Origin of the sequence: Streptomyces sp. NPDC059895 (genome assembly GCF_042731035.1) — a bacterium.
Lineage (GTDB): Bacteria > Actinomycetota > Actinomycetes > Streptomycetales > Streptomycetaceae > Streptomyces.
Genome location: NZ_JBHWKO010000045.1, coordinates 34,474 through 56,251 on the forward strand (window position 1 = coordinate 34,474; position 21,778 = coordinate 56,251).

General features: G+C 72.6%; 24 protein-coding genes and 3 tRNA genes. 23 read left to right on the forward strand and 4 right to left on the reverse strand.

Annotation, left to right across the window (positions count from 1 at the left end):
* The first annotated feature begins 5 nt into the window (after window positions 1-5).
* The 13 genes from ACFV9M_RS34125 to ACFV9M_RS34185 all read left to right on the forward strand — a co-directional run bounded on the left by ACFV9M_RS34125 (window position 6) and on the right by ACFV9M_RS34185 (window position 12,264).
* Window positions 6-425 (forward strand): NADH-quinone oxidoreductase subunit A, encoded by a 420-nt coding sequence (locus tag ACFV9M_RS34125; protein ID WP_385071704.1) that lies wholly within the window; start codon window positions 6-8, stop codon window positions 423-425.
* Window positions 416-1,036 carry an NADH-quinone oxidoreductase subunit B gene (locus tag ACFV9M_RS34130; protein ID WP_385071701.1) on the forward strand — a complete coding sequence of 207 codons (621 nt, stop codon included), beginning with the start codon at window positions 416-418 and terminating at the stop codon, window positions 1,034-1,036. Before ACFV9M_RS34125 ends, ACFV9M_RS34130 begins: the two co-directional genes overlap by 10 nt.
* Window positions 1,033-2,529, forward strand: coding sequence for an NADH-quinone oxidoreductase subunit C (locus ACFV9M_RS34135; protein WP_385071699.1), 1,497 nt, complete (start codon window positions 1,033-1,035; stop codon window positions 2,527-2,529). The genes ACFV9M_RS34130 and ACFV9M_RS34135 overlap by 4 nt, the downstream gene beginning before the upstream one ends.
* Window positions 2,526-3,494: an NADH-quinone oxidoreductase subunit H gene (locus ACFV9M_RS34140; protein ID WP_385071696.1), complete on the forward strand. Its 969-nt coding sequence runs from the start codon at window positions 2,526-2,528 to the stop codon at window positions 3,492-3,494. Before ACFV9M_RS34135 ends, ACFV9M_RS34140 begins: the two co-directional genes overlap by 4 nt.
* 2 nt (window positions 3,495-3,496) lie before the next feature.
* Window positions 3,497-4,090 carry a NuoI/complex I 23 kDa subunit family protein gene (locus ACFV9M_RS34145; RefSeq protein ID WP_385071693.1) on the forward strand — a complete coding sequence of 198 codons (594 nt, stop codon included), beginning with the start codon at window positions 3,497-3,499 and terminating at the stop codon, window positions 4,088-4,090.
* Entirely contained in the window at window positions 4,087-4,719 is a 633-nt protein-coding gene (locus tag ACFV9M_RS34150; protein WP_385071690.1) for an NADH-quinone oxidoreductase subunit J, read from the forward strand. The genes ACFV9M_RS34145 and ACFV9M_RS34150 overlap by 4 nt, the downstream gene beginning before the upstream one ends.
* Window positions 4,719-5,132 carry an NADH-quinone oxidoreductase subunit NuoK gene (nuoK, locus tag ACFV9M_RS34155; protein WP_385071687.1) on the forward strand — a complete coding sequence of 138 codons (414 nt, stop codon included), beginning with the start codon at window positions 4,719-4,721 and terminating at the stop codon, window positions 5,130-5,132. Before ACFV9M_RS34150 ends, nuoK begins: the two co-directional genes overlap by 1 nt.
* On the forward strand, window positions 5,129-7,120 hold the full coding sequence (locus ACFV9M_RS34160) for an NADH-quinone oxidoreductase subunit L (RefSeq protein WP_385071684.1): 1,992 nt from the start codon (window positions 5,129-5,131) through the stop codon (window positions 7,118-7,120). The genes nuoK and ACFV9M_RS34160 overlap by 4 nt, the downstream gene beginning before the upstream one ends.
* Window positions 7,121-7,126: 6 nt before the next feature.
* The gene (locus ACFV9M_RS34165) at window positions 7,127-8,701 is read left to right on the forward strand and encodes a NuoM family protein (RefSeq protein ID WP_385071681.1); all 1,575 of its coding nucleotides are present in this window, start codon (window positions 7,127-7,129) and stop codon (window positions 8,699-8,701) included.
* Entirely contained in the window at window positions 8,698-10,221 is a 1,524-nt protein-coding gene (locus ACFV9M_RS34170; protein ID WP_385071678.1) for an NADH-quinone oxidoreductase subunit N, read from the forward strand. Before ACFV9M_RS34165 ends, ACFV9M_RS34170 begins: the two co-directional genes overlap by 4 nt.
* 205 nt (window positions 10,222-10,426) lie before the next feature.
* Complete coding sequence (gene htpX, locus ACFV9M_RS34175) at window positions 10,427-11,290, forward strand: zinc metalloprotease HtpX (RefSeq protein ID WP_385071675.1); 864 nt, start codon at window positions 10,427-10,429, stop codon at window positions 11,288-11,290.
* Window positions 11,287-11,679, forward strand: coding sequence for a YccF domain-containing protein (locus tag ACFV9M_RS34180; RefSeq protein WP_385071673.1), 393 nt, complete (start codon window positions 11,287-11,289; stop codon window positions 11,677-11,679). The genes htpX and ACFV9M_RS34180 overlap by 4 nt, the downstream gene beginning before the upstream one ends.
* Window positions 11,680-11,997: 318 nt before the next feature.
* Window positions 11,998-12,264, forward strand: a complete 267-nt coding sequence (locus ACFV9M_RS34185; protein WP_385071670.1) for a GlsB/YeaQ/YmgE family stress response membrane protein — start codon at window positions 11,998-12,000, stop codon at window positions 12,262-12,264.
* A gap of 99 nt (window positions 12,265-12,363) precedes the next feature.
* Here ACFV9M_RS34185 and ACFV9M_RS34190 read toward each other — a convergent pair whose 3' ends face one another.
* Window positions 12,364-12,852 (reverse strand): YajQ family cyclic di-GMP-binding protein, encoded by a 489-nt coding sequence (locus ACFV9M_RS34190; RefSeq protein WP_115906502.1) that lies wholly within the window; start codon window positions 12,850-12,852, stop codon window positions 12,364-12,366.
* Window positions 12,853-13,076: 224 nt separating this feature from the next.
* Between ACFV9M_RS34190 and ACFV9M_RS34195 the strand changes: the two genes are divergently transcribed.
* The 3 genes from ACFV9M_RS34195 to ACFV9M_RS34205 all read left to right on the forward strand — a co-directional run bounded on the left by ACFV9M_RS34195 (window position 13,077) and on the right by ACFV9M_RS34205 (window position 15,308).
* A tRNA-Tyr gene (locus ACFV9M_RS34195) sits at window positions 13,077-13,158 on the forward strand.
* Window positions 13,159-13,456: 298 nt separating this feature from the next.
* The gene (locus tag ACFV9M_RS34200; protein WP_385071668.1) at window positions 13,457-14,764 is read left to right on the forward strand and encodes a hypothetical protein; all 1,308 of its coding nucleotides are present in this window, start codon (window positions 13,457-13,459) and stop codon (window positions 14,762-14,764) included.
* Window positions 14,754-15,308, forward strand: coding sequence for an NUDIX hydrolase (locus ACFV9M_RS34205; RefSeq protein WP_385071665.1), 555 nt, complete (start codon window positions 14,754-14,756; stop codon window positions 15,306-15,308). The genes ACFV9M_RS34200 and ACFV9M_RS34205 overlap by 11 nt, the downstream gene beginning before the upstream one ends.
* 309 nt (window positions 15,309-15,617) lie before the next feature.
* Here ACFV9M_RS34205 and ACFV9M_RS34210 read toward each other — a convergent pair whose 3' ends face one another.
* Entirely contained in the window at window positions 15,618-15,905 is a 288-nt protein-coding gene (locus tag ACFV9M_RS34210) for a hypothetical protein (RefSeq protein WP_385071662.1), read from the reverse strand.
* A gap of 215 nt (window positions 15,906-16,120) precedes the next feature.
* Between ACFV9M_RS34210 and ACFV9M_RS34215 the strand changes: the two genes are divergently transcribed.
* The gene (locus ACFV9M_RS34215; protein ID WP_385071660.1) at window positions 16,121-16,333 is read left to right on the forward strand and encodes a hypothetical protein; all 213 of its coding nucleotides are present in this window, start codon (window positions 16,121-16,123) and stop codon (window positions 16,331-16,333) included.
* Window positions 16,334-16,405: 72 nt separating this feature from the next.
* Here the strand turns inward: ACFV9M_RS34215 and ACFV9M_RS34220 are convergent, their stop codons facing one another.
* Together ACFV9M_RS34220 and ACFV9M_RS34225 are read right to left on the reverse strand one after the other, a co-directional pair.
* Window positions 16,406-17,062, reverse strand: a complete 657-nt coding sequence (locus ACFV9M_RS34220; protein ID WP_385071657.1) for an SDR family oxidoreductase — start codon at window positions 17,060-17,062, stop codon at window positions 16,406-16,408.
* 77 nt (window positions 17,063-17,139) lie between these two features.
* Window positions 17,140-18,477: an amidohydrolase family protein gene (locus ACFV9M_RS34225; protein ID WP_385071654.1), complete on the reverse strand. Its 1,338-nt coding sequence runs from the start codon at window positions 18,475-18,477 to the stop codon at window positions 17,140-17,142.
* Window positions 18,478-18,937: 460 nt separating this feature from the next.
* Between ACFV9M_RS34225 and ACFV9M_RS34230 the strand changes: the two genes are divergently transcribed.
* The 6 genes from ACFV9M_RS34230 to ACFV9M_RS34255 all read left to right on the forward strand — a co-directional run bounded on the left by ACFV9M_RS34230 (window position 18,938) and on the right by ACFV9M_RS34255 (window position 21,646).
* Window positions 18,938-19,010 (forward strand) — tRNA-Thr (locus ACFV9M_RS34230).
* Between the two features lie 46 nt (window positions 19,011-19,056).
* Window positions 19,057-19,129, forward strand: a tRNA-Met gene (locus tag ACFV9M_RS34235).
* A gap of 90 nt (window positions 19,130-19,219) precedes the next feature.
* Window positions 19,220-19,384 carry a 50S ribosomal protein L33 gene (gene rpmG / locus ACFV9M_RS34240; protein WP_003948671.1) on the forward strand — a complete coding sequence of 55 codons (165 nt, stop codon included), beginning with the start codon at window positions 19,220-19,222 and terminating at the stop codon, window positions 19,382-19,384.
* A gap of 101 nt (window positions 19,385-19,485) precedes the next feature.
* Window positions 19,486-19,938: a MaoC family dehydratase N-terminal domain-containing protein gene (locus ACFV9M_RS34245; protein ID WP_385071651.1), complete on the forward strand. Its 453-nt coding sequence runs from the start codon at window positions 19,486-19,488 to the stop codon at window positions 19,936-19,938.
* A gap of 1 nt (window position 19,939) precedes the next feature.
* Window positions 19,940-20,368, forward strand: a complete 429-nt coding sequence (locus ACFV9M_RS34250) for a MaoC family dehydratase (RefSeq protein ID WP_385071648.1) — start codon at window positions 19,940-19,942, stop codon at window positions 20,366-20,368.
* Between the two features lie 222 nt (window positions 20,369-20,590).
* A complete protein-coding gene (locus ACFV9M_RS34255; RefSeq protein ID WP_385071646.1) occupies window positions 20,591-21,646 on the forward strand; it encodes a UDP-N-acetylmuramate dehydrogenase in 1,056 nt (351 codons plus the stop codon).
* Window positions 21,647-21,778: the final 132 nt, after the last annotated feature.

Sequence of the window (21,778 nt, forward strand, 5' to 3'; positions counted from 1 at the left end):
GGACGGTGCCCCAGACGTCGCACGAAACGGTGAAGGGTTCGACGGTCGTCGTCGCGTCGGACTACTTCCACTCCTACGCGGTCGTCGGACTCCTCGTCGCCGTGGGTGTCCTGTTCGTCGCGGTCGCCTTCGGCGCGGGCCGCCTGCTGCGCCCGGTGGTCCCCACCCCCGAGAAGCTCCTGACGTACGAGTGCGGCGTCGACCCCGTCGGCGAGGGCTGGGCCCACACCCAGGTCCGCTACTACGTCTACGCCTTCCTCTACGTGATCTTCGCGGTCGACTCGATCTTCCTCTTCCCCTGGGCGACGGTCTTCGCGGCCCCCGGTTACGGCGCCACCACCCTCGTGGAGATGTTCCTCTTCCTCGGCTTCCTGGCCGTGGGCCTGCTCTACGCATACAAGAAGGGCGTCCTGGCATGGACGTGACCCCCTCGGAACCCGTGCTGCTCCCGGAGCCGAAGCGGCTGGGCACCCTTGCCCGCCTCGCGCCCGAGCCGATGAAGGTCGTCCTGAACTGGGGCCGCCGCTACTCCCTCTGGGTCTTCAACTTCGGCCTCGCCTGCTGCGCGATCGAGTTCATCGCCGCGTCGATGGCCCGCCACGACTTCATCCGCCTGGGCGTCATCCCCTTCGCCCCCGGCCCCCGCCAGGCCGACCTCATGGTCGTCTCGGGCACGGTCACCGACAAGATGGCCCCGGCCATCAAGCGCCTCTACGAGCAGATGCCCGAGCCGAAGTACGTCATCTCCTTCGGCGCGTGCAGCAACTGCGGAGGCCCCTACTGGGACTCGTACTCCGTGACCAAGGGCGTCGACCAGATCATCCCGGTGGACGTCTACGTCCCCGGCTGCCCGCCCCGCCCCGAGGCGCTGCTCCAGGGCATCCTCAAGCTCCAGGAGAAGATCGCGCGCGAGTCCCTCGGCGAGCGCTACGCCGCCGGCCCCGCCCGCCCGTCGGCTGCGGCGCTCCAGAGCGGCCTCGTGCGGCCGCCGGCCGACGCGTCGCGCCCGACCGCTCCGGGGGAGGCGGACCGATGACCGCGGCCGGCTGGCTGCCCACACCCGTCGAGGACCTCTTCGGCCCGGACGCCACGGCCGAGGAGGCCTACGACGTCCTGACCGTGGACGTCCCCCCGGCCGCCTGGACCACGGCCCTGGAGACCGCCCGCGACCGACTGGACTGCACCTACTTCGACTGGCTGAGCGCGGTCGACGAACCGGGCACCGGCTTCCGCGTCGCCGCGCACGTCGTCGCCCTGTCACCGGTCCGCCGGCTGCTGGTGCGCACGACGGTCCCGCACGAGTCCCCGGTCCTCGCCTCCGTCGTCGGCGTCTACGCGGGCGCCGCCTGGCACGAGCGCGAGACGCACGAGATGTTCGGGGTCGTCTTCCAGGGCCACCCCGCCCTGGACCACCTCCTCCTGCCGGACGGCTTCGAGGGCCACCCCCTGCGCAAGGACTTCGTCCTCGCCGCCCGCGTCGCCAAGGCCTGGCCCGGCGCCAAGGAACCCGGCGAGTCCGAGCACGGCGGCCCCAAGCGCCGCCAGATGCTGCCCCCGGGCGTCCCCGACCCCAACGAGTGGGGCCCCCTCAAGGGCCAGCTCCCTCCCGCACCGGCCCGCCCGGCGCGGGGTGCGGCGGGCCGTGCGGCCGGCGAACGACCGGCACGCGCGGCGGCCGGCGACCGGCCGGTACAGGCCGCGGGTGACCGTCCCGCACGGGCCGCCGGGGAGCGCCCGGCACGCCGCACCCGGTCCGCGGCCCAAGGCTCGGTCAGCCAGTCGGCGGACGCCCCCTCGGCCACACCGTCGCCCACGAACGCCCCGGCTCCCGCGGACACCTCAGCTGCCGAGGCGGGCGCGACAGGCGCGACAAACGAGCCCGGCGCGACAGGCGCGACAGGCGCGACAAGCGGTACTGCCGGTACTGCCGGTACTGCCGGTACTGCCGGTACTGGCGGTACTGGCGGGACGGACCGCTCCGCCCCGCCCGCCCCCCGGAGCACGAGCGGACCGCGCCGGTCCCGCAGCGCGAGCGAGGGCTCGGTCGGCCAGCGGACGCCCGCTCCCGCGGAGGCCACCCGGGACCAGGCGCCGTCGCCGTCCCCGCGCAGCTCCGACGCCCCGTGGCACCACGCCCGCCCGGCCTTCGACGAACCGGACCCGCAGGCCACCGAAGTGCGGCGGCCGGCCCCTGACGAGGGACCGTCCGGCGACGACGGAACCCGCGCCGCCGAGACCCCCGACGGCACGCCCCCCGCAGACAAGTCCCCCGAAGACAAGTCCCCCGCCGACGAGCCCCGCGGCACCAAGTCCCGGGACACCGAGTCCCACGTTGGCGAGCCCTCCGCCGACGAGTCCCGCGGCACCAAGTCCCGGGACACCGAGTCCCATGCCGGCGAGCCCTCCGCCGACGAGCCCCGCGGCACCAAGTCCCGGGACACCGAGTCCCCCGCCGGCGAGCCCCCCGCCGGCGAACCCCGACTCCCCACCGACGAGACCCCCGAGAACCGCCCAGGAGGCCCGCAGTGAACGACGCTCTCGACGTCGCCCTGCGACTCCTGGTCGTCTTCGTCGTCTTCCTCACCTTCCCCTTGATCGTCGGTCAGACCGAGCACAAGGTGATGGCCCACATGCAGGGCCGCCTCGGACCCATGTACGCCGGCGGCTTCCACGGCTGGGCCCAGCTCGTCGCGGACGGCGTGAAGTTCGCGCAGAAGGAGGACGTCGTCCCGGCCGGCGCGGACCGCCGCGTCTTCCAGCTCGCCCCCGCCGTCGCTCTCCTCCCGTACCTCCTCGTCCTCCTCGCCATCCCGATCGGGCCGGGCGAGGGCGCGGTCGGCGAGGTGGTCGACGCGGGTGTCTTCTTCGTCCTCGCCGTGATGGGCGTGGGCGTCCTCGGTTCGCTCATGGCCGGCTGGGCCAGCGCCAACAAGTTCTCCCTCCTCGGCGGACTGCGCACCGCCGCCCAGCTCCTCGCCTACGAACTCCCGATGCTCCTCACCGCCGCCTCGGTGGCGATGGCGGCCGGGACGGTGTCGATCCCCGGCATCCTCGACGCCTTCGAGTGGTGGTGGCTGCCCTGGCAGATCGTCGGCGCGATCGTCTTCTTCGTCGCGGGCCTCGCCGAGCTCCAGCGCCCGCCGTTCGACATGCCCGTCGCCGACTCGGAGATCATCTTCGGCGCGTACACCGAGTACACCGGTCTCCGCTTCGCCCTCTTCCTCCTCGCCGAGTACGCCGGGATCGTCGTCCTGTGCGGTCTGACCACCGTCCTCTTCCTGGGCGGCTGGCACGGCCCCTGGGGCGCCGACGGCCTCGGCTGGGTCTGGACCCTGCTGAAGACGGCGCTGCTGGCCTTCGTCGTCATCTGGCTGCGCGTCACCTACCCCCGGCTGCGCGAGGACCAGCTCCAGAAACTGTCCTGGACCCTCCTCGTCCCCCTCTCCCTCGCCCAGATCGCCCTCACCGGCATCGTCAAGGTGGTGATCCAGTGACCATGGCCGAGCCGTCCCCGCCCACCCGGTCCCGCATCCCCGGCAGCGGCCTCGCCAAGGGCCTGGCCGTCACCCTCCGCACGATGACGAGGAAGACCGTCACCGAGCAGTACCCGGACACCCAGCCCGACCTCCCGCCCCGCACCCGCGGGGTGATCGGCCTGTTCGAGGAGAACTGCACGGTCTGCATGCTCTGCGCCCGTGAGTGCCCCGACTGGTGCATCTACATCGACTCCCACAAGGAGACGGTGCCGGCGGCGACCCCCGGCGGCCGCGAACGCAGCCGGAACGTCCTCGACCGCTTCGCCATCGACTTCTCCCTGTGCATGTACTGCGGTATCTGCATCGAGGTCTGTCCTTTCGACGCCCTGTTCTGGTCCCCGGAGTTCGAGTACGCCGAGACCGACATCCGCGAGCTCACCCACGAACGCGACAAACTCCGCGAGTGGATGTGGACCGTCCCGGCACCGCCCGCCCTAGACCCCGGCGCGGAGGAACCGAAGGAGATCGCCGCCGCCCGCAAGACGGCCGAGAAGCTGGCCGCGACCCAGGCCCAGGAGCAGGCCGAGCCGCAGCAGAGGGAGGGGGACGCGTGAACCTCGCGGCCGAAGCCCATGGCTTCCTCTCCCCGACCGGCGTCGAGATCGCCTTCCTCCTCGTCGGCCTGGTCACCTTCGGCGCCGCCCTCGTCACCGTCACCACCCGGCAACTCGTGCACGCCGCCCTGTGGCTGGTGGTCAGCCTCGGCGGCCTCGCCGTCGAGTACCTCCTGCTCACCGCCGAGTTCATCGCCTGGGTACAGGTCCTCATCTACGTCGGTTCCGTCGTCGTCCTCCTCCTGTTCGGTCTGATGCTCACCCGGGCCCCCATCGGCCGCTCCCCGGACGCCGACTCGGGCAACCGCTGGGCCGCCCTCGCCGTGGCCCTCGCCGCCGCGGCCGCCCTGGTGTGGGTCGTCGTCGACGCCTTCCGCACCACCTGGATCGACCTCGACGGCCCGGCCGCAGGCTCGACGGAGGTCACCGGCGCGAGCCTCTTCCAGCACTGGGTCCTCCCCTTCGAGGCCCTCTCCGTCCTCCTCCTCGCCGCCCTGGTCGGCGCGATCGTCCTGTCCCGCAAGGCCACGGCCGAGGCCACGGCCGACGCGGGGACGCCCACCCCCGGCGCCTCCGCCGCCACCGCGTCCGCCCCCGGCGACCGGAGTGACAAGGAAGGCGCCCGCTGATGCACCTCGCCTATCCCGCCGTCCTCTCCGCCCTCCTCTTCTGCACCGGCCTGTACGGCGTCCTGGCCCGCCGCAACGCGATCCTGGTCCTGATGTCGGTCGAGCTGATGCTCAACGCCGTCAACCTCAACCTGGTCGCCTTCGACGTGTGGCTCAGCCGCACCGCCGAGGAGACCCTGCACTCCGGCCAGGCCCTGACCCTGTTCACCATCGCCATCGCCGCCGCCGAGATCGGCATCGGTCTGGCGATCGTCCTCGCCGTCCACCGCAACCGCGGCACCGCGGACATCGACAAACTCCGCGACACCGCCGAGGACCCGGGCACCGACGACCCCGACGGTCACGGCACCGGCAGTGGCGCCCGGACGGCCGAACCGACCGAGCGGACCGAGAAGGCTGAGGCCACCGCGTGACCACGACCACCCTCGCCGTCCTCGTCCCCCTCCTTCCGTTCCTCGGCGCGGTCGCCGGTCTGCTCCTGGGCCGCACGGCCCCCGGCTTCGTCCGCCCGCTCGCCGTCCTGCCGACCCTCGCCTCCCTCGTCCTGGCCGCCCTGGTCGCCGTACGGCAGGGCGGTGACGCGGCCGTCGACGCGGCTACCGAACTCACGCCCACCGGCTCGGTGCCGATCGAGCTCGCCCTGCACATCGACGGCTTCGCCGCCCTCGTCGCCGTCCTGGTCGGCCTCGTCGCTGCCTGCGTGCAGATCTACTCGACCGGCTACCTCCGCGAGGACCCCCGCTACCCCTCCTACGCCGCGCTCGTCTCCCTGTTCACCTCCGCGATGTTCCTGGTCGTCTACTCCGGCGACCTGATCGTGCTGCTGGTCGGCTGGGAGGTCATGGGCATCTGCTCCTACTTCCTGGTCGGCCACTACTGGGAGACCCCCGAGGCCCGCGCCGCCTCCATCAAGGCCTTCCTGGTCACCAAGCTCGGCGACGTCCCCTTCCTCATCGGCCTGTTCGCCCTCGCCACCGAGGCCGGCTCCTTCGAGATCACGAAGGTGCTCGGCGCCGTCGCGCACGGCGGACTCGACCACCCCACCCTGATCGCCCTGCTGCTCCTGGCGGGCGTGGCGGGCAAGTCGGCGCAGTTCCCGCTCCACACCTGGCTCCCGGACGCGATGGCCGGCCCGACACCCGTCTCCGCGCTGATCCACGCCGCGACGATGGTCGCCGCCGGCGTCTACTTCGTGGCCCGCCTCCTCCCGGTGTTCGAGGCCTCCCAGGCCGCGATGGTCGTCCTCGCCGTCATGGCCGCCGTCACCATGGCCGGTTCGGGTCTCGCCGCACTCGCCCAGGACGACATCAAGCGCGTCCTCGCCTACTCGACGATCGGCCAGCTCGGCTACATGACCGGCGCCCTCGCCGTCGGCGACCGCGGTGCCGCCGTCTTCCACCTCCTGTCGCACGGCGCCTTCAAGGCGCTGCTGTTCCTCGCGGCCGGCGTGATCATCCACGCCGCCAGCACCAACTCGCTGGCCGCCATGTCCCGTATGAGCCACCTGCGCGACCGCGTCCCCGACGCCTTCTGGACGATGACCGTGGCGCTCCTCGCGCTCGCCGCGATCCCGCCGTTCAGCGGCTTCTTCTCCAAGGAGTCCGTCCTCGGCGCCGCCGAGCACGTGACCACCGGCCACACCGGGCACGCCCCCGCCGCCGCGGGCTGGCTCGTCCTCGTCGCAGGCCTGTTCACCGCCCTCCTCACCGCCGCCTACGCGACCCGTCTGTGGCTGCTGGCCTTCCGCGGCCGGGGCACCGAGGCCCCCGACCACGGCCGGCAGCCCCTGCCGATGACCGTCGTGCTGTGGGTGCTCGCCGTCCCCTCCCTCGCGCTCGGCGGGCTCGCCTACCGCACGCTCCCCGACTGGTTCGACGGCGGCGCCCTCGCCCCGACCCTCACCACCTCCGTCCTCGGCACGGGCCTGGCCCTGGCCGGCGCCCTCGTCCTGTACGGCGCCTGGCGGCACACCGCCGCCGCCGCCCGCGTCCCCCTGGGCGCGGTCGCCGCCCACCCCGAGGGCGACGCCGGACAGGTCGAGGCCGAGGCCATCGCGACCCACGCGCCCGCCTACGGGGACATCGCCTCCGCCCCCGACCCGGCCGACCCCGGCCGGCTCCTGCTCGGCCCGCTCCACCGCCACGCGGCCGCCGGCTTCCACCTGGACGCCGTCTACCGGGCCCTGTTCGTCCGCCCGGTGCAGGCCGGAGCGAGCCTCGTCCGGTTCCTCGACCGCGAGGTCGTCGACACCTACGTAAGCGGCGCGGGCACCCTGCCCCGCTGGCTCGGCACCGCCGTACGGCGCGCCCAGACCGGCAACGTCCAGACCTATGTGAGCGCGCTGCTCGCCGGCACCGTCGTCCTGGCGGTCGCCGCCCTCCTCGTCGCCACGGGAGCGTGAGCAGGCGTGATCGATATCAGCGAGTCCGTGATGCAGTTCCTTCTGGCGTTCGTCGTCGTCGGCCCGCTCCTCGGCGCCGCCGCGGCTCTCCTCCCGGCCCCGCCCGGACTGAAGGGGAAGTCACCCGAGCAGGCCGTGCTGCGGCACGGCGTGACCGTGACCGGCGCGATCCTCGCCGCCGCGATCGTCCTCACGCTCGGCTTCGACCACGACCAGCCGTCGAAGATGCAGGCCACGACCGACATCAGCTGGATCCCCGCACTCGACGTGCGCATCCACCTCGGCATCGACGGCATCTCCCTCCCCCTTCTGGTCCTGACCGCGCTGCTGACCTTCCTCTGCGCGCTCTACTCCTACTTCAACCCGCCCGCGGGCCCGAGCCCCAAGGCCTTCGTCGCGCTCCTGCTCGTCCTCGAGTGCGGCACCCTCGCCACCTTCGCCGTCCTCGACCTGCTGCTGTTCTTCCTCGCCTTCGAGACGGTCCTCATCCCGATGTACTTCCTCATCGCCCGCTGGGGCGGCGAGGGCCGGACCCAGGCGGCCTGGAAGTTCATCCTGTACACGCTGCTCGGATCCGTGGTCATGCTGCTCGGCCTGCTCCTGATCGGACTCGAGGCGGGCACGTTCGACATGGTGGCACTCGCCACTGACAACGGCCGGTCGCTGACCACATCCGTGCAGGTCATCGCCGTACTGGCGATCGGGATCGGGCTCGCGGTCAAGACCCCGATGTGGCCGCTGCACAGCTGGCTGCCCGACGCCCACACCGCCGCCCCGACGGTCGGCTCGGTCCTGCTCGCCGGTGTCCTGCTGAAGATGGGCACGTACGGTTTCGTGCGCATCCTCCTCCCGGTCGCGCCCGACGGCTTCCACACCTTCGCGCCGTACCTCGCCGCCTTCGGCGTCGTCGGCATCATCTACGGATCCCTGGCCTGCCTGGCCCTCGCCAAGCGGGGCGCGAAGGGCGACCTCAAGCGCCTCATCGCCTACTCCTCCGTCGGCCACATGGGCTTCGTCCTGCTCGGCATCGCCTCCACGACCCCGACCGGCGTGAACGGCGCCCTGTTCGCCAACATCGCCCACGGCCTCATCACCGGCCTCCTCTTCTTCCTGGTCGGCGGCCTGAAGGACCGCACCGGCACCACCGACCTCGACACCCTCGCCGAGGCCACCGGCGCCGCCCTCTACGGCAGGGCACCCCGCCTCGGCGGCCTCCTCGCCTTCGCCGCGGTCGCCTCGCTCGGCCTGCCGGGCCTGGCGGGATTCTGGGGCGAGATGCTCGCCCTGTTCGGCGCCTTCGACCCCGCCGACGACCTCAGCCGCCCCGCCTTCCTCACCTTCACCGCCATCGCCGCGTTCGGCACGCTGCTGACGGCCGCCTACCTGCTCGTCGTGGTCCGCCGCGTCTGCATGGGCGCCCTCCCGCAGGACGCGCCGCGGCTCACCGACGTCCGCAGTTACGAGTTCGCGGCCTGGACACCGCTCGTCGTCCTGACCGTGGCCGCCGGCCTCTGGCCCAAGGCCCTTCTCGGCCTGACCGACCCGGCCGTGCAGCAGCTCCTCGCAGGAGGCACCCGATGAGCTCCCTGGCCCAGCCCCTGGCCGCGTCGGTGGTCCAGTCCGTCGACTGGCTCGCGATCGCCCCGCCCACCCTCGCGGCGCTTGTCGGCCTCGTCGTCCTCGTCGCCGACCTGTTCGTGTCCGACAGCAGGAAGCCGCTCCTCGGATGGCTGTCCGTCGCCGGGCTCGCCGCGTCCACGGCCCTCCTGCTGCCCCTCCTGGACGGCGACCGCTCCACCTTCTGCCTCACCGGCGACCCGCGCGCGTGCAGCTACACGGCCGACCGCTTCACCCTGGTCATCCAGTTCCTGGTCCTCGGGGGAGCGCTCCTGGCCGCCCTGCTGTCCGTCACGGCCCTGAAGGACGCCCGCAAGCGGCTCCCCGAAGGGGAGTTCTGGTTCCTGCTGCTGTCGTCCGCCGCCGGCGCCGCCCTCCTGCCCGCCTCCCGCGACCTCGCCACCCTCGTCGTCGCCCTGGAGGTCGCCTCCCTGCCGGCCTTCGCCCTCGTCGGCATCCGGCGCGGCGACCGCAGGTCCTCCGAGGCGGCCCTGAAGTTCTTCCTGTCCTCCGTCACCGCCACCGCCGTCAGCCTCCTGGGCATCAGCTTCGTCTACGCCGCGACCGGCACCCTCCACCTCACCCTGGTCGCCGAGCGCATCCAGGCCGTGAACGGCCAACTGCACACCCTCGCCCAGACCGGCGTCGTCCTCACCCTCGTCGGCTTCGCCTTCAAGACGGCCGCCGTCCCCTTCCACTTCTGGGTCCCCGACACCTACGTCGGCGCCCCCCTGCCCGTCGCCGCCTATCTGTCGGTCGTCGGCAAGGCCGTCGGCTTCTCCGGCCTCATCCTGGTCACGGTCGTCGCCTTCCCCTCGTACGCCGACGTGTGGGGCCCCGCCCTCGCCGCGCTGGCCGCTCTCACCATGACCGTCGGCAACGCCGGCGCCCTCCGCCAGCGAGCCACGCGCGCGTACAGCGCCGTCCGCCTGCTCGCCTGGTCCTCCGTCGGCCAGGCCGGCTACCTCCTCGTCCCGATCGCCGCCGCCGCGTACTCCGACGACCGCGACCACGCGATCGGCTCCACCGTCGCCTACGCCCTGATGTACGCCGCCGTGAACCTCGGCGCCTTCACGGTGGCTGCCCTGGTCGGCCGCAAGAACCCGGCGAACCGCCTCACCGACTACCGGGGCCTCTACGCGAGGAACCCCCTGGCCGCCCTCCTCCTGGCCTTCTTCCTGCTCTGCCTCGCCGGACTGCCGCCGGGCATCATCGGCCTCTTCGCCAAGGTCACCGTCTTCTCCGCCGCCGTCGACGCCGGACTGGGCTGGCTCGCCGTCGTCATGGCCGTCAACGTGGTGATCGCCCTGTACTACTACCTCCAGTGGACGGCCCTGCTGTTCCGCGCCCCCGAGGGCGAACCCGTCAGGCACCGCGTCCCCGCCCCCCTCACGGCCGCCCTCACCCTCACCGCGGTCCTCGCCGTCGCCCTGTCCGGAGCTCCCCAACTGATCCTGCGCTTCGCCGACACCGCCCTCTTCTGAGCCGTCGTCCCCCTCACCGTGGGCCCTCACCCGGACGGCCCACGCATGCCCGCGGGCGGACAAGGGAACCAGTGGACCTCGCCTGGCGTTGACCAAAACGGGAGGTTCCACTGGACGTGACACCACGACACCCGTGGCACCGCAGACCAAAGGGAAAGATCAACAAGCAAAGGGTTCCCCTGCCGCACGACTTGGAGGGCGTACCGTGCACCGCCGGCACAACGGGCTCAGGACCGCAGTACTCCTCGGGGGACTGTCCGCACTCATCATCGTCATCGGCAGCTTCTTCGGCCGCACTGGGCTCGTCGTCGCGGTCCTGATCGCGCTCGGCACCAACGCCTACGCGTACTGGAACAGCGACAAGCTGGCCCTGCGCGCGATGCGCGCCCGCCCGGTGAGCGAGTTCGAGGCCCCGGCCCTGTACCGCATGGTCCGCGAGCTCTCGACCCAGGCCCGCCAGCCCATGCCCCGTCTGTACATCTCCCCGACCGAGGCACCCAACGCCTTCGCCACCGGCCGCAACCCGCGCAACGCCGCGGTGTGCTGCACCGAGGGCATCCTCCGCCTCCTCGACGAGCGTGAGCTGCGCGGCGTCATCGGCCACGAGCTGAGCCACGTCTACAACCGGGACATCCTCATCTCCTCGGTCGCCGGCGCCCTCGCCTCCGTGATCATGTTCCTGGTCAACATCGCCTGGCTGATCCCGATCGGCCGCTCCGACGACGACGACGGCCCCGGCATCCTCGGCATGCTCCTGATCATGATCCTGGGCCCGCTCGCCGCCTCCGTCATCCAACTCGCCATCAGCCGCTCCCGCGAGTACGAGGCCGACTCCTCCGGCGCCCAGCTCACCGGTGACCCCCTGGCCCTCGCCGGCGCCCTGCGCAAGCTCGAGACCGGCACCAAACAGCTCCCGTTGCCCCCTGAGCCCCGCATCGAGACCGCGAGCCACATGATGATCGCGAACCCGTTCCGCCCGGGCCAGGGACTGTCCAAGATGTTCTCGACGCACCCGCCGATGGCCGAGCGCATCGCCCGTCTCGAGAAGATGGCAGGTCGCCACCAGTGAAGACAGTCCTGAACGTCATTTGGCTCATCCTCAGCGGCTTCTGGCTCTTCCTCGGCTACATGCTGGCGGGCCTGCTGCTCTGCGTCACGATCATCGGTATCCCGTTCGGCGTCGCGGCCTTCCGGATCGGCGTCTACGCCCTGTGGCCCTTCGGCTACACGACGGTCGAACGCCGCGACGCGGGCGCCCCGTCCTGCCTCGGCAACGTCCTCTGGCTGGTCCTCGCCGGGTGGTGGCTGGCCCTGGCGCACATCACCACCGGCATCGTCCTCTGCGTCACGATCATCGGTATCCCGTTCGGCATCGCCAACTTCAAGCTGATCCCGGTCTCACTGCTTCCGCTGGGCCGCGAAATCGTGCCGTCGGACCGGCCGTTCGCCTCGCGCTGACGGTTCCCGCCCCACCCGCACGGGTGGCTCGCTCGTCCACAACCGGCCGGTTGTCCACAACCCCCGCCCCGCTGTCAGCGGTGGCCCGCATCATGAACGCGTGACCGGCTGCGAGCAGTTGCTCCCAGGGGGCCGGCCGATCCGGACCGTGTCATGGGCCGCACCCCCACGACGAGCGGAACCGGAACGCGCCGTCCCGGCGTCGTCCCTCACGACACCGCACGAACACGCACATGACGCACGAACGCACAGCCGGTCCGGAGCGACATCACGGTGGCGGGACAGTGCGGGCACAGCACGAAAGGGCAGGTTCAGGGCATGAGCATCATCAGCTGGATCATTCTGGGGCTGCTGGCCGGAGTCATCGCCAAGGTTCTGCTGCCGGGCCGCGACCCGGGCGGCTTCATCGGCACGACCTTCATCGGCATCGCGGGCGCGTTCATCGGCGGCTGGATATCGGCCCGCTGGCTCGACCACCCCGTCACCAAGGACTTTTACGACGGCGCCACCTGGGCGGCGGCGATCGGCGGTTCCCTCGTGCTCCTGATCGCCTACCGCATCCTGTTCGGCAACTCGCGGGACTGAGTTCGATTCCGGGCGCGGCCGGCCGACGAGAAGGGCGGGCGCCGACCGGGTGCCCGCCCCTCCTCGTCCCCGGTGGCGGGGGCCACCGGTACCGGATGCCTACCGGTAGTTCACGAACTGCAGTGCGAAGTCGAAGTCCTTGCCCTTGAGCAGGGCGATGACGGCCTGCAGGTCGTCGCGGCTCTTGGAGCTGACGCGCAGCTCGTCGCCCTGGACCTGGGCCTTGATGCCCTTGGGGCCCTCATCGCGGATGATCTTGGCGACCTTCTTGGCGTTCTCCTGGGAGATGCCTTCCTCGATCGACGCGAAGATCTTGTACTCCTTGCCGGAGAGCTGCGGCTCACCCGCGTCCAGTGCCTTCAGCGAGATCCCGCGCTTGATCAGCTTCGACTGGAAGACGTCGAGGACAGCGTTCACCCGGTCCTCTGAGTTCGCCTCCATCAGGATCTTGTCGCCGGACCACGAGATCGAGGCACCGACGCCCTTGAAGTCGTAGCGCTGCGAGATCTCCTTGGCGGCCTGGTTGAGGGCGTTGTCGACCTCCTGCCGCTCGACCTTCGAGACGATGTCGAAACTGGAGTCGGCCATGTCCTGTGGCTCCTTGTATCGGGGTGGCTGTCGGGTGCGTGTCGGCGTCCGTGAGCTGCCGCCGAGCCCGGCGTCAGACGCGGGCCGCATCCGGACAAGCCTAGCCACCCGGCCCTCTCCCGGCGCCGCGGAATCCAGGTGGCGGAGCACCCCCCTCCATCAGGTATCGTTTACGTCGTTGCCAGGGAGCACCGCCGAAAAGCGGTTCGAACGGCAGCAGACCCGGCGGTGTGCCCGAGCGGCCAAAGGGAGCAGACTGTAAATCTGCCGGCTCAGCCTTCCCAGGTTCGAATCCTGGCGCCGCCACGCTGAGGGAAACCCCCTCCGACCTGCGCTCGCAGCAGGTCGGAGGGGGTTTTCGCGTTGTTCCGGCCGCCGATCGGTGTGTGGGGTGCCGGGTCGTTCGCGTGGTGCCGTGTCGGGCCGGCTGTCGAACCGTTCACAGGTGTCCACCCGTCCGCGCATGCTGAACTGGCACCCGTATGGACGCCGAGAGAGACGTCGTGGAAGGGACTGACACATGACCTCGGTCCTCAGTACAGGGTGGGACAGCGTACGGCAGCGGGCCAGACTGACTGCCCGAGCGCCCGGGGCCGGGGCCCCCATGGAACGGCTCACCGCGCTCGGGCGGGCCGAGTTGCTCGGGCGGCTGCGCTGGGAGGTCGTCCAGGGCGGCTCCCTGTTCCTGACGTACCCTCAACTGCTCGACGGCGCCGCCTTCGCCGCGCTCCGGCCCGCCGCGCTCCTCGACGAGCTGGCGATCGGGGCGATCGGCGGCGGTGCGGTGCTGCCGATGCGAGTGAACTCCCGGAACGCGGACCTCGCCGGACAGCTGACCGCGATGCTCTCGACCGGCTTCCTCTTCTCGTCCCTCCCGGTCCCCGACGCGCAGTGCCTGCGCCTCCAGCAGGAGTTGGCCGCCCGCGCGGACGCCGAGGCCGCGGTCACGGTCCTCGCCGCGGAGGGACCGGTCGGCATGGCGGACCGTTTGCTGGCCGCCACCGGCGTCCTCGACACTCCGCTGCGGCGGCGCACCGTCGCCCGATGGGGTGACTGGCTGGAGGCAGCCGATCGTGGCCTGCTCGAGGTCAGCCCCCTGGTGCCCGCCGACTACGCGACCGCGTACGCGCAGTGCCCCCCGCCGGGCCCGCAGGACGTGGCCGGCGACGAGGGGCGGGCGGTCCTCGCCGCCTGGACCAGCGGTGAGCTCGACGTGAACGGCCTGCCCAGCCGCAGCCGCTTGTACGAGAGCCTCGACCCCCTGCTGCGCTCCGGCGACCCCGTGGCGCGAGCGGACGCCCAGATGCTGCGCGAGTCCTTCGACGAGACGTACTACCGGGCCATAGCGGCGGGCGAGGGCTGCCTGCTCGGTCTGGCCTCACCACGCCGTGGCGTCCGGCGCAGGCAGGCTGCGACGCTGGTGGAGCAGACGCCGGTCGTGATCTACCCGACCCGCTTCGAACTGCGGCTCGGGCTGATGAGCGGTGAGCAGTGGCAGCGTTTCACGGACGATGCCGCCGACGCCCTCACCCGCTGGTGGCAGCAGCGTGATCTCGCCGCGTTGCAGGAGGTGGGTGACCTGCTCGCGGGGCGTACCGAAGAGCCACCGGACGGCGGGGCGGACGAGGTGTCGGTGACCCGGCTCCAGCGGTTCGCGCAGAGCGCACGCGGGGTCGGCGCTCACGTGGTGGCGGGCGGCGGGATGAGCCTGGCCACCGGTCTGCTCGGCCAGGGGGCGTCCGGGGCGTTCGCGGCCGGCGCCGGCGGAGCGCTCGCCCCGGTCGTCGTCGCGGCCGTGGCAGCCGGGGTGACCCGCCTGACCGACTTCCGGGGGCGGTACGACGTGATAGAGCTCCCCGAACAGCTGCCCGAGCCACCCGGGGGGCACACAGGAGGATCTGATGGACACTGAGACGCCCCGCACGCACACCCGCCGGGCGTACACCGACGCCGACGGCGGTCGATGGTGCGAGGTCTTCCTCGACACCTACCGTCTGCCGTCCGGCGCCGAGACCGTCCTGCACCGCGTCCGGGTCGGCGGCGGCCGTACGGGGGTCGTGGTGCTGGCCCGGCGAGGTGACGACATCCTGCTGGTCCGCCAGTGGCGGCCGGCCGTCGGCCGGTGGGCCTGGGAGCTGCCGCGTGGCTTCGGTGAGGCCGATCCCGTCTCGGACGCGCTGCGCGAGCTGGTGGAGGAGGCGGGGCTGGCGGGCTCGGCGGCGGCCGCGGTGGCGTACCTGGACGTCGATTCCGGCATGCTCGAGAACGAGGTCGCCGTCGTCGAGGTCTCGGTACCGGAGGACGCCGTACTGAATCCCGGGGCCGCCGGCGACGGAGAGGTCGCCGCCGCGCGCTGGTGGAGTCCCGACGAGATCGCACGGGCGATCCGCGCCGGAGAGCTGCGGGACGGCTTCACACTCGCGGCGCTCGGGGCGTCCGCCGCGGCCCGCCGCTAGGGCGTGCCCGCGGAATCCTGCCTGCGGAGTCCTGCCCGCGGAATACTGCCTGCGGAGTCCTGTCCGCGGAGGTCTGCCCGGCAAGGTTCGAAGCGCGCACGCGGTCCTGGAGCGGCGGATGGACGCCGGCTCGCGAGCCTGGGACGCACTCCTCCGAAGGGGGTGCCCTCCGCCGCGTCGTCGGGCCGCACGCATACGCCCAGTGGGCGGCCCTCCGCGAGGCCTGTCCTCCGGACTGACGGCGCTCCTGTGCGGACGCGGCCCGGGAACCCGCCGCCCCTCTCCGCCGGCTCACCCTCCCAGGCGGTCTCATCCCTCCCCGGAGGGCGCCTCGGGGGACTTCGCGGCGCGTTTGACGTCCTCCTCGACGTCCGTGCGCTGTCTGCCCTCGTTCTTGGCGTACTCGGTCACCGCGGCTTGGGCGTCACGGGCGAGGTCGCGCCAGGCGCGCCAGGCGGTTTCGTAGGTGTCGGTCTGGATCTCCGACCAGGGGGCGGCGGTGGGGGCGCCGTACGCGTCCCGCAGGTGCAGGACCCGCGTGTGGGCCTCGTCGGCCGCGCGCTGCTTCTCCACGAGTTCCTCGAAAGTGTGTGCCACATGTACGGATGCTAGGGAGAAGGTCGCACTTCCGCGCGGCGAGAGCGGCCGGCGCGGTGGGTGGGGCAAGGAGGGACATCTGGGGCTCGCGGGATCGGCGAGTCACGTGGGCGCTGCGCGGCAGGCGGGACGCGGGGGAGTTCGGCGGGAGGGACGGAGAGCGCCGGCCGCGGGGCGGAAGGGACCCGCGGGGCGCGCTCGGGCACACTGGCCCCATGTCCAGCCGTCGTAGAACCTGCCCCGAGTGCCGTCGCGAGATCGCCGTCGTCGCCGGGCGGTTCGCCCGGCACGACCCGCCCGGGGCGCGGGAGAGCGGGCGGCTCACCTCCTGCCCCGGTTCCCGTCGGGCCGCGCAACTGGGTGCGGCGCAGCCGTCGTTGGACGGGTACGTCGTGGCTGAGATACCCGGCCAGCTGCCGCTGTTCTGAGCGCGGGGCGGCCGGGTGCCGGAGCGCCGGGCCTCGGCCGCGCCGGGCCGGCCTGCCGCCGGCTGGCGGGCCTCAGTTGCCCGCCACCGACTTCACCGCCACCGACACCGGCGTCGACCCGCCGATCAGCTCCAGGGTCAGGCCGGCCGTCGCCGGGGTGTCCAGCAGCTCCGCCAGGACGGTGGCCACGTCGTCGCGCGGGATCGCGCCGCGGCCTGTGTGCGCCTCCAGCCGGACGAGCCCCGAGCCCCGGTCGTCCGTCAGCGAACCCGGGCGCAGAATCGTCCAGTCGAGGCCGTCCAGGCCACGGACGTACGCGTCCGCCTCGCCCTTGGCCCGCAGGTAGACGTCGAACACCTCGGAGCCCTGGTGGCCGGCGTCCGCGCCGTACGACGACACGACCAGGAAGCGCCGTACGCCCGCCCGGACCGCCGCGTCCGCGAACAGGACCGCCGCGCCCTTGTCCACGGTCTCCTTGCGGGCCGTTCCGCTGCCCGGCCCGGCGCCGGCCGCGAACACCGCCGCGTCCGCGCCCCGCAGCCGCTCCGCGACCTCCTCGACCGACGCCGACTCCAGGTCCAGCACGACCGGTTCGGCGCCGACGGCCCGCAGGTCGTCGGCCTGCTCGGCCTTGCGGATGATGCCCGCGACGGCGTTCCCGCGCGCGGCGAGCAGGCGCTCGAGCCGCAGCGCGATCTGACCATGACCTCCAGCGATGACAATGCGCATGCTTCCGACCGTACGCCCCGACGGCCCCGCCCGCCGCCCAGGTCGAACGCCTGAACGGGCGTGGCGCCCCGCCGGGTTCACGACACCTCGCCCCGCCCCTGCCGCGGCAGCCCCAGCTCCGCGGTCGCCGCCGAGTCGCAGTACTCGCGGACCGCGCTCGTGCGCGACACCACCCGGCCCTGGTGGATCACGATCCGGCTGTACGCCAGCGACAGCGCGGCGGGCAGCCGGTCGCCCCGGACCGCGAGGAGGTCGGCGGGGAACCCCGCCTCGAGCCGGACCTCGGGGAGACCGAGGGCCGCCCGGGCGGACGCGCTGACGGTGTCGTAGGCGTCCTCGGGGCGCAGGCCGTGGCGGGAGGCGAGGAGGTAGGCGGCCTCCAGCGGGTCGCCGCGGCCGACCGGGTTGGACACGTCCCGCAGGGCGCCGCTGCCGGCCGCGACGCGGACGCCGGCGGCGCGCAGCAGCCGTACGGGCGCCGTGCCGCGGCGTTCCACGGAGCCGCAGCCGCCCTGGGGGAGACAGACCACCGTCACCCCGGCGGCGGCCAGCTGGTCGGCGCTGCGGGTGGCGGCCTCGGCGGGCAGGTGGGCCAGGGCGCTGCACGGGCCGAGGGTGACGCCGGGGCGCAGCCCGCCGGCCATCGCGGCGAGGCGGGCCAGGCGGGCCGGGTCGGCCGCGTCGGTGTGCAGGTCGACGGGGCAGCCGTGCTCGGAGGCGACGGTCAGGACGGCCTCCACGTAGCCGGTCGGATCGGGGTCGAGGTCCGGACAGCCGCCGACCACGGAGGCGCCCATCTTCACCGCGTCCCGCAGTATCGCGAGCCCGTCCGCGCCGGCCAGCCCGGTCAGCATCCGGGGCATCGCCACCGTCGTCAGCTCCACGAGTCCGCGCAGGCCGCGTCGGGCCTGGAGCACGGCGGCCAGCGCGCCGAGCCCCTGGACGTCGCCCACCCGTACGTGGGCGCGGAGCGCGGTCGCGCCGTGGCCGAGTTGCAGCAGCGCGGCCTCCGTGGCGCGGCGCTGGACGTCCAGGGGGGCGTACGAGACGGGGCCGTCGGCGTCCGCGGACAGGGCGGTGTCGGCGTGGGCGTGGGGCTCGGCGGGAGCGGGCAGCAGGAGGTAGCCGCCGAGGTCCACCCGGGTTCCGGCGGCGCGGGACGGGCCGGGGGCCAGACTGCCGGCCGTGCCGACCGCCTCGATGCGGCCGTGGCTCAGCCGTACGTCCACGGTCCGGCCGTCCGTGAGGCGCGCGCCGCACAGCAGGAGGACGGCCGGGTCGGGCCGCCCGTCCGCGGGATCGTCCGACGCGCCGGGCGAGGACACCGAGGGGGGCGCGGGCGGCGCGGGCGGCGCGGGCGGCGCGTGCAGTGCCGGGGACGGCGAGGGGGGCGGCTGCTGGTGGCTGTCGGGCATCGCGCTCCAGTGGCTCGGCGGTGAGGGGAGGGGCTTGGAGGGGGCTTGGGGGGCTTGAGGCCGGGGGCGTCGGCGGGAGAGGGCGAGGGCTTGCGGTGGGCGGGGCGGGGCGGGGCCGTGTTGCGGGGGCCGTAGGACGGGGGCCCGGGGAACGGGGCTGGGATCGGGGCTCTGGGCGGGGGCTCGGGGCGGGTTCGTGGGCGGGGAAGATCACACAGAGTGAGTCGAGCCTAGGGCGGCCGTCCGGCGCTGTCGGGGAGGAGCGCAATAGTCGTACCGGTGTGGTTCTGGGGGGCGGGGCGGACCCGGGAGACCCGCGGGACCTGCGGGAAAGGGCCCGGGGCAGCTCCGGCGGAGGTCCGGGCGGAGGTGCGCGGACGGGTCCCGCCGGGGTCCTGGGGCGGGCCCGGCAAACGGATTTGGGCGAACGGCGGAGGACCGTGTAATGTCTTCATCGCTCGCCCCAATAGCTCAGTCGGCAGAGCGTCTCCATGGTAAGGAGAAGGTCTACGGTTCGATTCCGTATTGGGGCTCTGGTGTGAGAGGTTCCCGCCGCAAGGCGGGGCCCGATCGCATCTCAGCGGTGTAGCTCAGTCGGTAGAGCAAGCGGCTCATAATCGCTGTGTCACCGGTTCAAGTCCGGTCACCGCTACTGACAGTAGCCGATTGCGGGGTCGGTCCTTCGATCGGCTACTCTTCTATGCGTTAACTCAGTCCCATCCGTTCGTCAAGGAGCACTCACGTGGCTGCCACCGACGTCCGCCCGAAGATCACGCTGGCCTGCGTGGAGTGCAAGGAGCGGAACTACATCACCAAGAAGAACCGGCGTAACAACCCGGATCGTCTGGAGATGAAGAAGCACTGCCCGCGTTGCAACGCGCACACCGCGCACCGCGAAACGCGATAAATCAGGCTCGTACGCGAGGCCGTCCCCGAGTGATCGGGGGCGGCCTCGCGTCGTTGAACGACCCGTACCGGTCAGTAGAGCAAGCAGGAGGTGCCGAGCCCATGGCGCTCGACCAGTCCTTCGTGGGGCGGACCTACCCGCCCACCGACCCCTACGAGGTCGGCCGGGAGAAGATCCGCGAGTTCGCGGAGGCCGTGGGGGACACCAACCCGGTGTACACCGACCCGGAGGCCGCGAAGGAGCTCGGGCACCCGGATGTGATCGCCCCGCCGACCTTCGTGTTCTCCATCACGTTCAAGGCCGCGGGGCAGGTCGTCCAGGACCCGCAGCTCGGCCTCGACTACAGCCGGGTGGTGCACGGCGACCAGAAGTTCGCCTACCGGCGTCCGGTGCGCGCCGGTGACCGGCTCACGGTGACCTCGACCATCGAGGGCGTCAAGTCGATGGCCGGCAACGACATCCTCGACATCCGCGGTGAGGTCCACGACGAGGCCGGCGAGCACGTCGTCACCGCCTGGACCAAGCTGGTGGCGCGCGCCGCCGAGGAGAGCTGACATGACGGCGAAGATCGCTTACGACGACGTCGAGGTCGGCACCGAACTGCCGGCCCGGTCCTTCCCCGTGACCCGCGCCGCCCTCGTGCGGTACGCGGGGGCCTCCGGGGACTTCAACCCGATCCACTGGAACGAGCGGTTCGCCAAGGAGGTCGGCCTGCCGGACGTCATCGCCCACGGCATGTTCACCATGGCCGAGGCGATCCGTGTCGTCACCGACTGGACCGGCGACCCGGGCGCGGTCGTCGACTACGGGGTGCGCTTCACCAAGCCCGTCGTCGTGCCGGACGACGACCAGGGCGCCGTGATCGAGGTCGCCGGCAAGGTCGCGGCCAAGCTCGACGGCCACACCGTGCGCGTCGACCTGACGGTGACCAGCGGCGGGCAGAAGGTGCTCGGGATGTCGCGGGCGGTCGTGCGACTGGCCTGAGAGCGGCCGGGAGGTCCGGGAGGTCCGGCAGGCCCGGGAGGTCCGGGAGGGTCGAGGGGCTGGGTGGTCCGGGTGGTCCGTGCGGTCGGCATGGTTCTCCGGGTGGCCTGTCGGTAAGGGGCGTTCTCCCTTGTGAGGCGCCCCTTACGCGTGTCCGGAGCGACGTCCCGCGCGGTGAGTGCGCGGACGGGGCTGTCGGTGCCGTCTCGTAGGCTTGGGCGCGTGCTGGAACTCCACGACGCCCCGCTCGCCCCGCTGACCACCTTCCGGCTGGGCGGCCCCGCCGCCCGGCTGGTGACCGCGACGACCGACGCCGAGGTGGTCGCCGCCGTGCGCCGGGCGGACGCCGACGGCACTCCGCTGCTCGTCATCGGCGGCGGCTCCAACCTCGTCATCGGCGACAAGGGCTTCGCGGGCACCGCCCTGCACATCGCCACCACCGGATACGAACTCACCGGTACGACGCTGGAGCTGGCGGCCGGCGAGGTGTGGACCGACGCCGTCGCCCGCACCGTGGAGGCCGGCCTCGCCGGCATCGAGTGCCTGGCCGGCATCCCCGGCTCGGCCGGCGCCACCCCCCTGCAGAACGTGGGCGCGTACGGCCAGGAGGTCTCCTCCACCATCACCGAGGTCATCGCCTACGACCGCCACGCCGGCGAGACGGTCGCGCTGAGCAACGAGGAGTGCGCCTTCTCCTACCGGCACAGCCGCTTCAAGGCCCAGCCCGACCGGTACGTCGTGCTGCGCGTCCGCTTCGCGCTGGAGGACGCCGGAGGACTGTCGGCGCCCGTCAAGTACGCCGAGACCGCCCGCGTGCTGGGCGTCGAGGCCGGCGACCGGGTGCCGCTGGCCGAGGCCCGGGAGACCGTGCTCAAACTGCGCGCCGGTAAGGGCATGGTGCTCGACCCCGAGGACCACGACACCTGGTCGGCCGGATCCTTCTTCACCAACCCGATCCTCAACGACGCCGACTTCGCCGTCTTCCACGCGCGCGTGCGCGAGCGCCTCGGGGACGGCGCGCAGCCGCCCGCCTACCCGGCGGGACAAGGACACACCAAGACCTCCGCGGCCTGGCTCATCGACAAGGCCGGCTTCACCAAGGGCTACGGCGACGGACCCGCCCGTATCTCCACCAAGCACACGCTCGCCCTCACCAACCGGGGCGAGGCCACCACCGAGGACCTGCTGGCGCTGGCGCGCGAGGTCGTGGCCGGAGTGCGGGAGGCGTTCGGGATCACGCTGGTCAACGAGCCGGTGATGGTGGGGGTCGGACTGTAGGGACGGTCCGTCCGCCCGACGGCACCCGGCCGTTGGGTGGGGGCGGCCGCGGGCCCAGGGCCTCCCCCGAATCCGCAGTCCCGGCAGCCGCGGGCGCCCCCCTCACGATGGTGGCCGCTCCCGCATCCCCTG

Coding starts and splice junctions, on each gene's coding strand:
- ACFV9M_RS34200 (WP_385071668.1), top strand. CDS start 13,457: ATGGAACGGCTCACCGCGCTCGGGCGGGCCGAGTTGCTCGGGCGGCTG.
- ACFV9M_RS34205 (WP_385071665.1), top strand. CDS start 14,754: ATGGACACTGAGACGCCCCGCACGCACACCCGCCGGGCGTACACCGAC.
- ACFV9M_RS34215 (WP_385071660.1), top strand. CDS start 16,121: ATGTCCAGCCGTCGTAGAACCTGCCCCGAGTGCCGTCGCGAGATCGCC.
- ACFV9M_RS34190 (WP_115906502.1), bottom strand. CDS start 12,852: ATGGCCGACTCCAGTTTCGACATCGTCTCGAAGGTCGAGCGGCAGGAG.
- ACFV9M_RS34185 (WP_385071670.1), top strand. CDS start 11,998: ATGAGCATCATCAGCTGGATCATTCTGGGGCTGCTGGCCGGAGTCATC.
- ACFV9M_RS34130 (WP_385071701.1), top strand. CDS start 416: ATGGACGTGACCCCCTCGGAACCCGTGCTGCTCCCGGAGCCGAAGCGG.
- ACFV9M_RS34225 (WP_385071654.1), bottom strand. CDS start 18,477: ATGCCCGACAGCCACCAGCAGCCGCCCCCCTCGCCGTCCCCGGCACTG.
- ACFV9M_RS34170 (WP_385071678.1), top strand. CDS start 8,698: ATGAGCTCCCTGGCCCAGCCCCTGGCCGCGTCGGTGGTCCAGTCCGTC.
- ACFV9M_RS34145 (WP_385071693.1), top strand. CDS start 3,497: ATGGCCGAGCCGTCCCCGCCCACCCGGTCCCGCATCCCCGGCAGCGGC.
- ACFV9M_RS34250 (WP_385071648.1), top strand. CDS start 19,940: ATGACGGCGAAGATCGCTTACGACGACGTCGAGGTCGGCACCGAACTG.
- nuoK (WP_385071687.1), top strand. CDS start 4,719: ATGCACCTCGCCTATCCCGCCGTCCTCTCCGCCCTCCTCTTCTGCACC.
- ACFV9M_RS34135 (WP_385071699.1), top strand. CDS start 1,033: ATGACCGCGGCCGGCTGGCTGCCCACACCCGTCGAGGACCTCTTCGGC.
- ACFV9M_RS34245 (WP_385071651.1), top strand. CDS start 19,486: ATGGCGCTCGACCAGTCCTTCGTGGGGCGGACCTACCCGCCCACCGAC.
- ACFV9M_RS34220 (WP_385071657.1), bottom strand. CDS start 17,062: ATGCGCATTGTCATCGCTGGAGGTCATGGTCAGATCGCGCTGCGGCTC.